Here is an 11773-nt window from a genome sequence, read left to right as displayed (position 1 = left end):
CGGTGTTCACCACCGACAGCCGCCCGACAAAGATACCGTCGCTATCACCAGTCATAGCGACAGGGAACAACACTCACATCAAACCGTCAGCACCAAAATCGGCGGCGCTCACCGGAGGGTTACTTTTATGGTGATAATTTCACTTGTTTTTTGGAGGCTAACTCTCGCCACACACGTCAATTCAGAACACACAAAAAGCCCCTCGGACTTCTGTCCGAGGGGCTTCGGTAACATGCGCTGAGTGTCAGCGATTGTGTTGGCAACAATCTACACGAACACCGCAGCCATAGCTTTGTTTGAGCGGAAGATTTACCCCTGTGGCTCCTCATACTCCGGCATCGCCTCGATCTCTTCCTCGGTGAGATCGCTGGGGTATTCCTCGTCCTCGTTCTGGGTAAATTCCACCCGATCGAAACCGACCGCGACCTCCTTCTCCATAAAGCCGAGGAAGCCGCCGAAACCGACCAAGAGGCCCTGCGGTTCACCGTCGGAGTCGATCAGGAGGTCGTTAATGGTGGCGATGCGCTCGCCGTCCTGGTTGACCAGATGGCCGCCGACGATGTCTTCGGCCGGTACGCCTTCAACCACGATCCCTTCAGCATCGCCGCCGTGGGGATGCAGCTGGCTCAGGTCGACCGGCGCCGTGCTTTCCATGGCGTCGTCTGTGTCTGCGCCCGTATCAGTGCCCGTGTCCGTGCCGGTACCCGTATCGGTGCTGGGGGCCTCGTCCATGGAGCTGTCTTCCATGTCCATGTCCGTATCCGTGCCGGTATCGCTATCCATTCCGGTGTCGGGCGTCTCGGCATCGTCGGCAGCAGGGGGAGGAGTGTCGCTGTCCATGGATTCTGCATCAGAAGACCCGCCGGTATCGGAGCCTTCCTCAGTCACGCCCATATCCTCGGTGGTCGACTCTTCCATTGTTTCGGACGTGGCGGCCGGCTCTTCATCGCTTTGCGCCAGCGCCGCGCCCGAGGCGAACAGGAAGGCCGTTGCAGAAACCGCGGTTAACAGGGTCTTTTTCATCTTTACTCTCCACGTCCATTGACGGTCGAAACGGCAGGGGCCGGGACGGCGCACCTGCCGACGTTACACATCCCAAACCCTGTGCACCGCCTTTCGGTTCCCGTCGTCCGCGCAATCAGTGTCGGCAGCTGCGAGAAAAATGCGGCCCGTCCCCTGCTTACCCTCTGGTAATTCACGTCAAAGCAAGTGATCATGCCCAGCGTCGCGATAAGACCGGCCGGCAGGTCGATATAAGGGTCCGGACCAGGGGGAGGCACCATGCTTACAATTGCCGAGGAATTCCTGCTGCTCTCACATGATGAGCAGAGTGGCCGCATGCTCTATGCATCGCAGCCCATCACGCAGATCGCGCTGGTCGGCGCGGTGCTGATGGACCTGGCCATGCATGATCGGATCGATAACGATCTGGAAAAGCTGATGCTGGTCGATGCCACACCGCTGGGTGAGCCGGCGCTCGACCACGTGCTGGGACGGATTGCCGAAGAGAAGGACCAGGAGCGCTCGGTGCGGGACTGGATCGATCGGCTGGCACCGGAAGCGGAGACAATCCGCGAGCTCTCGCTCAAGCGCCTGATCGACCGCGGCATCCTGCGCGAGGAAGAAGGTCGCTTCCTCTGGGTCTTCGCTACCCGGCGCTACCCCCTGATCGACAACAAGGAGCAGACGGAAGTCAAGCTGCGCATCGCACAGATCCTGATGACAGACGACATCCCCGATGCCCGAGACGTCGCCATTCTCAACCTGGCCGACGCCTGCGGCCTCTTGCACGAGGTCTTCAGCAGCCACGAACTCTCCCGCCTGGAGGAGCGCATCGAGCAGCTGACCCGCCTCGACCTGATTGGCCAGGCGGTGAACGCCACGATTGAGGAGCTGCGCGCCGCACTGGTCACAGTCATGCCACGCTGATCCATGCTGGCACTGCTCCTGGCCCTGCATGCCTTGGCCGCCGTTGTCTGGGTCGGCGGCATGTTTTTCGCCTACCTGATCCTGCGCCCTTCCTTGGGCAGCTTCGAAGCGCCCCAGCGCCTTCGCCTCTGGCACGGCGTCTTCGGGCGCTTCTTTCCCTGGGTCTGGGCCGCTGTGGGCATCCTGCTGGCCAGCGGCTATGCCATGATCTTCGGTCACTTCGGTGGCTTCAGCGGGGTGGGCGTGCCCGTGCATATCATGCACCTGACCGGCCTGATCATGATGGCGCTCTTCGCCCATTTATTCTTCGCGCCCTGGCGCCGCTTCCGGCAAGCTGTGGAGCGCGAGGACTTCGCCGCGGCAGGGCAGCAGCTGAACGGCATTCGCCGGATCGTCGCCATCAATCTCGCGCTGGGCCTGCTGACCGTGATCCTCGGCGCCGGCGGCCGTTACTGGTAGGCGGCAGCGCATGACCGACAAGGGCGACATTGCCGGGCACTACGCGCGCGAGGGACGCCTGAGCGAAAAGATCCTGGAGCTCGCTCGCCAGCACCGAGTCAGCCCCGAGGGGCCTCTGACCGTCGCAGACCTCGCGACCTTCGATCAGTTCCATCTGCGCGCACGACAGGGGACAGCGGAACTCGCTGAGCTCGCGCAGCCAGCGCCGGGCAGTCTGGTGCTCGACATCGGGGCCGGCATCGGCGGACCGGCGCGTCAGCTTGCCGAAAGCTGCGCTGTCACAGTGGTCGCCCTGGACCTGACCGAAGCCTACTGCCGCGATGCTGCAACCTTGTCTGCGGCGGTCGGACTGGAGCAAAAGGTGCTGGCCTGCTGCGCCGATGCAGGGCGCCTACCCTTCCCCGACGCGACCTTCGATCTGGTCTGGACCCAGCACGCGGCCATGAACGTGCCGGACAAGCAGGCGCTTTACCGGGACGCTGCGCGCGTGCTGAAGCCTGGCGGTCGCTTTGCCCTGCATGACGTCATGGCCGGACCGGCGGGGCCGCCGCACTATCCCACGCCCTGGGCAAGCCGAGCCGACCAATCTTTTCTTATGCCGCCGGAGCGGATCCGGGAACTCATCGCGTCAAGTGGCCTGACGGAGCTGGCCTGGGAAGATCGTACCGACGCCCTCTTGGCCGACGAGCGTGCGCAGGCCGCGCGACAAAGCGGCGCAGAGCGGCCGCCGGGGCCCTACATGCTGTATGCGGGCTTTCTCGAGCTGTCCCGCAACGTGCGCCGCTCCCTGGTGGAAAACCGCGCTCGGGTCGTCATCGGCCTCTTCGCCAAGCCGGAGGCCTAGAGCCCGTACGCAGGATCCGTTGCCGGAGCATGACGGACACTACCGGCTCCTTTTCCCTTGATTTATCCCCCTTGGTCCGTACATCAGAAACCGGACTGATTAACTCCGATTTAGGAGCGCCGGATGTTTCGGCTCAACCGCCTGACTGATTATGCCGTTGTGGTCATGGCCCGCATGGCCAACGACGGCTGCAAGGTGCGAACGGCGCCGCAGATCGCAGAGGACACCGGCGTGCCCCTTCCGACCGTGGCCAAGGTGCTGAACGCCCTGGCTCGCGACGGACTGATCGTGTCGCAGCGGGGCGCTTCCGGCGGCTATCGCCTCGGCGCACCGCCAGAGCGCATCACGGTGGCCGCGATCATCCAGGCACTGGAGGGCCCGATTGCGCTCACCGCCTGCGTCGACGGACAGTCCGGGCATTGCGAAAGCGAGTCCCTCTGCCCCATGCGGGGCAACTGGGATCGCGTGAACAACGCGATAAGAGGCGCACTGGAAGGCGTCACCCTCGAAGACATGACGGCGGGCCTTTTCGTCCCCATGGGCGAGAGACGGTCGCCGGCCGCGCTGCAGCAAGCAAGCGGCAAGTAGATAAGTTCCCCCAGAGGGTCGAAAAGGAGAGATCATGGCGGCAAGTGTCGAGACCGTCGAAAAGGTACAGTCGCTGGGCGAACGCTATAAGCACGGCTTCGTCACCGACATCGAGATGGAGACAGCGCCGAAGGGTCTGAGTGAGGACACCGTGCGCTTCATCTCGGCCAAGAAGAACGAGCCGGAGTGGCTGCTGGAATGGCGCCTAAAGGCCTTCAGACACTGGCTTGAGATGCCTGAGCCACAGTGGGCCAAGGTGGACTTCCCACCTATTGATTATCAGGACGCCTACTACTTCGCAGCGCCGAAAAGCGACGACGACAAGCCAAAGAGCCTCGACGAGGTGGATCCGAAGCTGCTCGAAACATACGAGAAGCTTGGCATTCCCTTGAGGGAGCAGGAAATGCTGGCCGGCGTCGCGGTAGACGCCGTGTTTGACAGCGTCTCCGTGGCCACCACCTTCAAGAAGAAGCTCGAAGAGGCCGGCGTCATCTTCTGTTCCATCTCGGAAGCGGTGCAAAAGCACCCCGAGCTGGTGCAGAAGTATCTGGGCTCGGTCGTGCCGGCGGCGGACAACAAGCACGCCTGCCTGAACTCGGCTGTCTTCACCGACGGCTCCTTCGTCTACATCCCCAAAGGGGTGCGCTGCCCGATGGAGCTCTCTACCTATTTCCGCATCAACGCGGAGAACACCGGCCAGTTCGAGCGCACGCTGATCATCGCCGACGAAGGCAGCTACGTGAGCTACCTGGAAGGCTGCACCGCGCCGATGCGCGACGAGAACCAGCTGCACGCCGCCGTGGTCGAACTAATTGCGCTGGACGATGCAGAGATCAAGTATTCCACCGTTCAGAACTGGTATCCCGGCGACGAGAACGGTGTCGGCGGCATCTACAACTTCGTCACCAAGCGCGGCCTGTGCGCCGGGCGCAACTCCAAGATTTCCTGGACGCAGGTGGAAACAGGCTCCGCCATCACCTGGAAGTATCCGAGCTGCATCCTCAAGGGCGACAACTCGGTAGGCGAGTTCTACTCCATCGCCATCACCAACAACATGCAGCAGGCCGACACCGGCACCAAGATGATCCACCTGGGGCGCAACACCCGCTCGCGCATCATCTCCAAGGGCATCGCAGCGGGGCGTTCGGCCCAGACCTATCGTGGTTTGGTGAGTCTGGGCGGAGGCGCGGAGAACGCCCGCAACCACACCCAGTGCGATTCGCTGCTGATCGGCGATCGCTGCGCGGCCCATACCGTGCCCTACATCGTCAGCAAGAACCGCAGCGCAAACCTGGAGCACGAGGCGACGACCTCGCGCATTTCCGAGGATCAGCTCTTCTACTGTCGCCAGCGCGGCATCGGCGAGGAGGACGCTGTTGCCCTTGTGGTAAACGGCTTCTGCCGCGAGGTCTTGCAGCAGCTGCCCATGGAGTTTGCCGTTGAGGCCCAGAAGCTGGTGGGTATCAGCCTCGAGGGCTCGGTCGGGTGATTGCGCGTTCCGAGCAGGGCGCCAAGATGAGTTCTTAGGTCAGGAAGAATAGCTAAATGCTGGAAATCAAAAACCTTCACGCCACAGTCGATGGCACGGAGATCCTCAAGGGTATCGACCTGTCTATCGGGGCCGGCGAGGTACACGCCATCATGGGGCCCAACGGCTCGGGCAAGTCCACTCTCTCCTATGTCCTCTCGGGCCGCGATGGCTACGAGGTGACCGAGGGCGAGGTGCTGCTCAAGGGTCAGAACCTGCTGGATCTGGCTCCTGAGGAGCGGGCCGCCGCCGGCGTCTTCCTCGCCTTCCAGTACCCGGTTGAGATCCCCGGCGTGCCCAACACCACCTTCCTCAAGGAAGCGGTCAATGCGGTGCGCAAGTCCCGCGGCGAAAGTGCGCTCGACGCCATGCAGTTCCTCAAGGTCCTTCGCGCGAAGGTCAAGGAGTTGGGTATGTCTGACGAGTACCTGAAGCGCGCGGTTAACGCCGGCTTCTCCGGCGGCGAGAAGAAGCGGAACGAGGTGCTGCAGATGGCCATGCTGGAGCCGGCGCTCGCCGTCCTGGACGAAACCGACAGTGGCCTCGACATCGACGCACTCAAGGCGGTGGCCGATGGCGTCAACGCACTGCGCGGGCCGGAGCGCTCCATGCTGGTGATCACCCACTATCAGCGCCTGCTGGACTACATCGTGCCAGACCGCGTGCATGTGCTGTCGCAGGGTCGGATCATCCGCAGTGGCGGACCGGAGCTGGCCAAGGAGCTGGAAGCGAAGGGCTATGCCGACATAATCGAAGCGGCGGCGTAAAAAGGTAAAGGTTTCAACATTATGGCCACAGAGGCTCTGACAGTGAGTGAGATCGAAGGACGCTGGCGCGATCTCGCCGGAACCCTCCCCGGCGCGGGCATCGACTGGCTGGATGACTTCCGTGCCCAGGGGCTGGAACAGTTCCGTGCCAGCGGCCTGCCCGGCCCCAGGCTGGAAAGCTGGAAGTACACCAACCTGCCCCGCGCTTTGCGCGATCGCAGCTATACACCAGCCGCGACGGCGCAGCGGACCAGCCTCGATCGGGTGGCCTCGCTCTTGCCGGCGGAGAGCACTCGCTTGCGTTTGGTCTTCCTCGACGGCCGCTTTTCCGCCGAGCATTCCCAGCTCGCCGATCTGCCGGAGGGAGTCACTCTCGCGCCGCTTTCCCGAGTGCTCCGCGACGCACCGCAGCGGCTGGAAGGTCTGCTGCAGGCAGCAGACTATGACCGGGAGCGTGCGCTGCAGGCTTTGAACGATGCCCTCTTCGACGAGGGCCTGCTATTGAGCGTGTCGTCGGGCATTCAGCTCGATACCCCCGTGGAAGTGATCTTTGTCGGCGGCACCAGCGACGAGGCGGTCGAGAGCCACCAGCGCCTGGTGGTCAGCATTGGCCGTGGCGCTGAGGCCACGCTGGTCGAGCATCATCAAAGCGTGGGCAGCGGCAATGGGCTGCTCAACCTGGTCTCCGACATTCATGTGGCGGCCGGAGCTGGCCTGACGCATCTGCGCGTTCAGGAAACCGGGGATGAGAGCGTTCATCTGGCAGGCACGCACCTGCAGCTTGAGCGGGACGCCCGCTATCGCAGTCTGGCCTTCACCAGCGGCGCGGCCCTCTCGCGGCACGAGATCGATGCGACCCTTTTGGGTGAGAATGCTGACGTCACCCTCGATGGCGCCTATCTGCTGCGCGGGCGTCAGCACGGTGACACCACCAGCGTGATCCGCCACACCGTGCCCCACACTTCGGCTCGCCAAACCTACAAGGGGGCGCTGGACGACCGGGCCCGCGGGGTCTTCCAGGGGCGGATCGTCGTGGAGCAGGACGCGCAGAAGACCGATGGCCGCATGTTGAACAAGACACTGCTGCTCTCGGAAAAGGCGGAGATCGACAGCAAGCCCGAACTGGAAATCTTTGCCGACGACGTGCAGTGCGCCCATGGCGCCACCGCCGGCGAGCTCGATGCGGACGCGCTCTTCTACCTGCGCAGCCGCGGGCTTAGCCAGGAAGGCGCTCGGGCCCTGCTGGTAGAAGCTTTCGTTGCCGAACTGATCGAAGACTTCCCTGTGGAAGCCCTGCGCCCGGCCCTGCTGGAGCGGTTGCAGCACTGGCTTCTGGGCACGAGCTGAGGCGAAGAGGAGAGAAGCCTTACATGTCGACCCTGATGCAGGCCGCGCCCGGCGGCAACTCAGTGAAAGCGCTGGATGTGGAGCGGGTGCGTGCCGACTTCCCGATCCTGGAGCGCGAGGTCTACGGCCGACCGCTGGTCTATCTCGACAGCGCCGCCAGCGCCCAGAAGCCGCGCGCCGTGATCTCCGCCATGACGGGGATTATGGAGACCTGCTACGCCAACGTGCACCGCGGCGTGCATCGCCTCAGCCAGGAATCCACCGACATATTCGAGGGTGCTCGCACCAAGGCGGCGGGCCTGCTGAACGCGGCGAGCAGCGATGAGATCGTGTTTACCCGCGGTGCCACCGAGGCGATCAATCTCGTGGCTCACAGCTTCGGTGATGCCTTCCTGGAAGCGGGTGACGAGGTCATCATCAGCGCCCTGGAGCATCACTCCAACATCGTCCCCTGGCAGCTGCTGCGCGATCGCAAGGGCATCGTGCTCAAGGTCATTCCTCTACTGGACGACGGCACTTTGGACCGTGAGGCCTTCAGCGCGCTGCTGGGCCCGCGCACCAAGCTGGTCGCCCTCACCCACATCTCCAATGCGCTGGGCAGCGTGGTGCCGGTGAAGGAAATGATCGCCGAAGCCAAAGCCCGGGGCGACATCACGGTGCTGGTGGATGGCTGCCAAGCGGTGCCGCACATGGCAGTGGATGTGCAGGATCTCGGTGCCGATCTCTACACCTTTTCCGCCCACAAGCTCTACGGCCCCTCGGGCATCGGCGTGCTCTATGGGCGTAAGGAGTTGCTGAACGCCCTGCCGCCCTATCAAGGTGGCGGCGAGATGATCTCCTCCGTCACCTTCGAGAAATCGACCTGGAAGCCGGCCCCGCACAGGTTCGAAGCCGGTACGCCGGCCATCGTCGAGGCGGCCGGTCTGGGCGCGGCCATCGACTACGTGCAGAGCCTCGACTATGCGGCCATCCAGGCGCACGAGCAGGGGTTGCTGTCCTACGCCACCGCCAGGCTCTCGGAGATCGAAAGTCTGCGCATCTACGGCACCGGCCCCGACAAGGCGGCGATCGTCTCCTTCACATTGGACCAGGCGCATCCGCACGACATCGGCACGATCCTTGATCGGGCGGGCGTGGCGGTGCGGGCCGGGCACCACTGCGCCCAACCAGTGATGGATCGCTTCGATGTCGCCGCCACGGTGCGGGCCTCCTTTGGCCTCTACAACAGCGAAGCGGAGGTCGACGCCCTGGTCGCGGCCGTGCACAAGGTTAAGGAACTCTTCGGCTGATGCTCGACGAACTGCGTGAACTCTACCAGGAAGTCATCCTCGACCACGGCAAGCATCCGCGGAACTTCCGGCACCCGGATGAGTCCAACCGCAACGCCCATGGCTACAACCCCATGTGCGGCGACACGCTCTTCATCTACCTGACGGTGGACGAGGACGGCGTGATCCAGGACTGCGCCTTCAAGGGTAAGGGCTGCGCCATCTCCCTGGCCTCGGCATCGTTGATGACCGAAACCCTCAAGGGCTTGAAGGAAAGCCAGGCCCGGGCGCTTTTCGAGCGCTTCCACTGGCTGTGCACCCATGACGAGCCGCCGGAGCATGAGCCCGAGGACCTGGATGCGGAGGCGATCGAGCGACTGGAGGTTCTCGCCGGCGTTCGGGAGTTCCCGGTGCGGGTCAAATGCGCCACGCTTGCCTGGCACACCATGACGGCCGCCCTCGACGGACAGCAGGAGGTCTCGACGGAATGAGCGAAGATCAACGCGACAAGCTGCGCAGCGATACCCTGCCGGACGATCTGCCGGCGCGGCCGCACTACAACCCCTACCTCTGGGCCGGAGGCGGGATGTCCGAACCGGTGGAGGAAGGCTTTACCGCCCGTGCCGGCGAACCGCGGCAGGAAGGCGAACCGGTCGCGACCCAGGAACAGGTCGTGGAAGCGATGCGCGACGTCTACGATCCGGAGATTCCGGTCAACATCTATGACCTGGGCCTGATCTACGATCTCACCATCGCCGCTAACGGCGACGTCGGCGTCACCATGACGCTGACCGCACCGGCCTGCCCCGTGGCCGGCGAGATGCCGGGCCAGGTGGCCGACCGTGTGGCCATGGTCGAGGGCGTTGGCCTGGTTTCGGTCACGCTCACCTGGGATCCGCCTTGGGACAAGGACCGCATGAGCGAGGATGCCAAGCTTGCGTTGGGGATCTTCTAATCCGGCCAGGCAATGGCTACATTCGGGAGGAACGGAAAGGACGAGTGTCTATGACTGGTAGCGTACTGACCCTGACGGATCGCGCCGCCGATCGCGTCAAACACTTGATGAGCAAGAGCCCCGAGGACGGGGTTCTCGGGCTGCGCGTCGGCGTGAACACGCGCGGCTGCTCCGGGCTGAGCTACTTCGTCGAGTACGCCAAGGAGCAGAAGAAGTTCGAGGACGTCGTCGAGGACAAGGGCGTCAAGATCTTCGTCGATCCGACCTCCGTGATGTTCATCCTCGGCAGCGAGATGGACTATGTGGAGGACAAGCTCGAGTCCGGCTTCGTCTTCAAGAACCCGAATGAAACCAGCCGCTGCGGCTGCGGGGAAAGCTTCGCCGTCTGACACTCCGGCCGAGGCGGAAACTCACGCCTCGGCCTGTTTTTGAGATGGCGCGGTTTACCAGATCTGGCTCCGGTTTCACGGCACCCTTAGGTCCGGACCCGCGGGCGCGACCTCTGCCTATGGTTATCCTGCGCTCATCCTCTCAGTACTGATCCCCTCAACCCCTCTCAGCCAACCCCTTGCGCCGGCGAAGGCCTGCGCAGGGGTTCGAAAAATCTTGAGCGCGCTATTGCTTGATCCCGCGCGCGACATGGGCAGACTGTGCCCCACGCCACCCCGAAAATCATCAAGAGGCGGACAGACCGCCACACTCGATTGGGAGGAAACACTATGAAGAAACTGTTGCTGGGCACCGCTCTGGGCCTGCTCGCCGTCTCCACGGCCTCAGCCGACACAATCACTGTGGTCACGTCCTTTCCCCAGGACCTGACGGGTCCCTTCAAGGCGGCCTTCGAGGAAGCGCATCCGGACCACGAACTTGAGGTGGTGAACCGGAACACCAACGCCTCTGTGGCCTTCCTCCAGGAAACCCGTGACTCGAACACCACGGATATCTTCTGGGCCTCGGCCCCCGACGCCTTCGAGGTGCTGAAGTCCGAGAACCTTCTGGCCAAGGTCGACATTCAGGCCGAAGGCATCCCGGACGAGATCGGCTCCTATCCGATCAACGATCCGGATGGCTTCTATTACGGCTTCGCCGCCTCCGGCTACGGCATCATGTACAACACCCGCTATGTCGAGGCGAACGAACTCCCGGTCGCGCAGGAGTGGGAAGACCTCATGAGCGCCGAGTACAACGGCCATGTGGCCATGTCCGCGCCCTCGCGCTCCGGCACCACGCATCTGACCGTCGAAACCCTGCTGCAGGGCGACGGCTGGGAAGAGGGCTGGGCCAAGTGGAAGTGGATCGCTGGCAACATGAACACCGTGACCGAGCGCAGCTTTGGCGTGCCCGACGCGGTTAACTCCGGCAGCGCCGGATACGGCATTGTCATCGACTTCTTCGGTCTCGCCTCCAAGGCCACCGGCTTTCCGGTGGAACTCGTCTACCCCAGCGTGACCGCGATCGTGCCGGCAAACATCGGCGTCATCGAGAATGCACCTAATGAGGAAGGTGCAAAGACCTTCGTCGAGTTCGTGCTTTCTCCCGAAGGTCAGGAAGTGCTGCTGAATCCCTCGATCATGCGCCTGCCGGTCAACCCGGAGGCCTACGCCAACGCGCCTGAGGGCTTCCCCAACCCCTTCGACGAGGACTTCGCGCCAGGCGCCATCGCCTTCGACGTCGACAAGTCCGGGGCGCGCTACAATCTGGTCAACTCGCTCTTCGACGTGATGATCACCTACCGCCTGGACGATCTCCGCGCGGCGGTGTCTGCGGTGCAGGAAGCCGAGGCGGCACACGCTGACAGCGGCAACGAGGAAGCCCAGGCGCTGATCGCCGAGGCCCGCACTCTCATCGAGGCGCTGCCGATCACCGAGGAAGAATCCCTCGATCCCTCCTTTACCGGCGTGTTCCAGGTGGCCCGCAAAACGGAAGACACCGAAGTGGTAGGTCGCCAGGCCGAGGTGGAGCAGGAGTGGGACAGCTTCACCGTCGACAATTACCGCAAGGCCAGGGAACTGGCCGAACAGGCCGCCGCACTGTAAGCAGTCCTCTTGTCGGCCCGCCCTGCCCTTGCGGCAGGGCGGGCCCTTTTCT

Annotated in this window: 13 protein-coding genes; 12 read left to right on the top strand and 1 reads right to left on the bottom strand. The window is 63.5% G+C overall.

The features are described 5' to 3' along the window. Window positions 1-309: 309 nt before the first annotated feature. Window positions 310-1023, bottom strand: a complete 714-nt coding sequence (locus tag P2G67_RS15695; RefSeq protein ID WP_275824235.1) for a PRC-barrel domain-containing protein — start codon at window positions 1021-1023, stop codon at window positions 310-312. 258 nt (window positions 1024-1281) lie between these two features. On the opposite strand from P2G67_RS15695, the gene P2G67_RS15690 reads away from it, so the two are divergent. The 12 genes from P2G67_RS15690 to P2G67_RS15635 all read left to right on the top strand — a co-directional run bounded on the left by P2G67_RS15690 (window position 1282) and on the right by P2G67_RS15635 (window position 11721). Then, complete coding sequence (locus tag P2G67_RS15690; RefSeq protein ID WP_275824233.1) at window positions 1282-1929, top strand: GOLPH3/VPS74 family protein; 648 nt, start codon at window positions 1282-1284, stop codon at window positions 1927-1929. 3 nt (window positions 1930-1932) lie between these two features. Then, on the top strand, window positions 1933-2388 hold the full coding sequence (locus P2G67_RS15685) for a CopD family protein (RefSeq protein ID WP_275824231.1): 456 nt from the start codon (window positions 1933-1935) through the stop codon (window positions 2386-2388). 10 nt (window positions 2389-2398) lie between these two features. After that, complete coding sequence (locus tag P2G67_RS15680; RefSeq protein ID WP_275824230.1) at window positions 2399-3232, top strand: class I SAM-dependent methyltransferase; 834 nt, start codon at window positions 2399-2401, stop codon at window positions 3230-3232. A gap of 123 nt (window positions 3233-3355) precedes the next feature. Further along, window positions 3356-3820, top strand: coding sequence for an SUF system Fe-S cluster assembly regulator (locus tag P2G67_RS15675; protein WP_275824229.1), 465 nt, complete (start codon window positions 3356-3358; stop codon window positions 3818-3820). A 34-nt stretch (window positions 3821-3854) separates the two neighbouring features. Next, a complete protein-coding gene (gene sufB, locus P2G67_RS15670; RefSeq protein WP_275824228.1) occupies window positions 3855-5309 on the top strand; it encodes a Fe-S cluster assembly protein SufB in 1455 nt (484 codons plus the stop codon). A gap of 56 nt (window positions 5310-5365) precedes the next feature. Then, the gene (gene sufC, locus P2G67_RS15665) at window positions 5366-6115 is read left to right on the top strand and encodes a Fe-S cluster assembly ATPase SufC (RefSeq protein WP_275824226.1); all 750 of its coding nucleotides are present in this window, start codon (window positions 5366-5368) and stop codon (window positions 6113-6115) included. Window positions 6116-6157: 42 nt separating this feature from the next. Continuing rightward, complete coding sequence (gene sufD, locus P2G67_RS15660; RefSeq protein ID WP_275824224.1) at window positions 6158-7462, top strand: Fe-S cluster assembly protein SufD; 1305 nt, start codon at window positions 6158-6160, stop codon at window positions 7460-7462. Between the two features lie 23 nt (window positions 7463-7485). Then, entirely contained in the window at window positions 7486-8751 is a 1266-nt protein-coding gene (locus P2G67_RS15655; RefSeq protein WP_275824222.1) for an aminotransferase class V-fold PLP-dependent enzyme, read from the top strand. Continuing rightward, entirely contained in the window at window positions 8751-9221 is a 471-nt protein-coding gene (gene sufU / locus P2G67_RS15650; RefSeq protein WP_275824221.1) for a Fe-S cluster assembly sulfur transfer protein SufU, read from the top strand. Before P2G67_RS15655 ends, sufU begins: the two co-directional genes overlap by 1 nt. Beyond that, window positions 9218-9685, top strand: a complete 468-nt coding sequence (locus P2G67_RS15645) for an SUF system Fe-S cluster assembly protein (RefSeq protein ID WP_275824220.1) — start codon at window positions 9218-9220, stop codon at window positions 9683-9685. Before sufU ends, P2G67_RS15645 begins: the two co-directional genes overlap by 4 nt. A gap of 50 nt (window positions 9686-9735) precedes the next feature. After that, window positions 9736-10074: a HesB/IscA family protein gene (locus P2G67_RS15640; protein WP_275824218.1), complete on the top strand. Its 339-nt coding sequence runs from the start codon at window positions 9736-9738 to the stop codon at window positions 10072-10074. A gap of 330 nt (window positions 10075-10404) precedes the next feature. Beyond that, entirely contained in the window at window positions 10405-11721 is a 1317-nt protein-coding gene (locus P2G67_RS15635; protein ID WP_275824216.1) for an ABC transporter substrate-binding protein, read from the top strand. Window positions 11722-11773: the final 52 nt, after the last annotated feature.

Source organism: Aquibaculum arenosum, assembly GCF_029222965.1.
GTDB lineage: Bacteria > Pseudomonadota > Alphaproteobacteria > Kiloniellales > DSM-21159 > Aquibaculum > Aquibaculum arenosum.
This window is presented reverse-complemented; position numbering and strand designations above follow the sequence as displayed.

What these genes read in the sequence shown, in the direction of transcription:
- P2G67_RS15645 (WP_275824220.1), top strand. Translation starts at nt 9,218, where the DNA reads ATGAGCGAAGATCAACGCGACAAGCTGCGCAGCGATACCCTGCCGGAC.
- P2G67_RS15635 (WP_275824216.1), top strand. Translation starts at nt 10,405, where the DNA reads ATGAAGAAACTGTTGCTGGGCACCGCTCTGGGCCTGCTCGCCGTCTCC.
- P2G67_RS15675 (WP_275824229.1), top strand. Translation starts at nt 3,356, where the DNA reads ATGTTTCGGCTCAACCGCCTGACTGATTATGCCGTTGTGGTCATGGCC.
- sufU (WP_275824221.1), top strand. Translation starts at nt 8,751, where the DNA reads ATGCTCGACGAACTGCGTGAACTCTACCAGGAAGTCATCCTCGACCAC.
- P2G67_RS15690 (WP_275824233.1), top strand. Translation starts at nt 1,282, where the DNA reads ATGCTTACAATTGCCGAGGAATTCCTGCTGCTCTCACATGATGAGCAG.
- sufC (WP_275824226.1), top strand. Translation starts at nt 5,366, where the DNA reads ATGCTGGAAATCAAAAACCTTCACGCCACAGTCGATGGCACGGAGATC.
- P2G67_RS15640 (WP_275824218.1), top strand. Translation starts at nt 9,736, where the DNA reads ATGACTGGTAGCGTACTGACCCTGACGGATCGCGCCGCCGATCGCGTC.
- sufB (WP_275824228.1), top strand. Translation starts at nt 3,855, where the DNA reads ATGGCGGCAAGTGTCGAGACCGTCGAAAAGGTACAGTCGCTGGGCGAA.
- P2G67_RS15655 (WP_275824222.1), top strand. Translation starts at nt 7,486, where the DNA reads ATGTCGACCCTGATGCAGGCCGCGCCCGGCGGCAACTCAGTGAAAGCG.
- P2G67_RS15695 (WP_275824235.1), bottom strand. Translation starts at nt 1,023, where the DNA reads ATGAAAAAGACCCTGTTAACCGCGGTTTCTGCAACGGCCTTCCTGTTC.
- P2G67_RS15685 (WP_275824231.1), top strand. Translation starts at nt 1,933, where the DNA reads ATGCTGGCACTGCTCCTGGCCCTGCATGCCTTGGCCGCCGTTGTCTGG.
- P2G67_RS15680 (WP_275824230.1), top strand. Translation starts at nt 2,399, where the DNA reads ATGACCGACAAGGGCGACATTGCCGGGCACTACGCGCGCGAGGGACGC.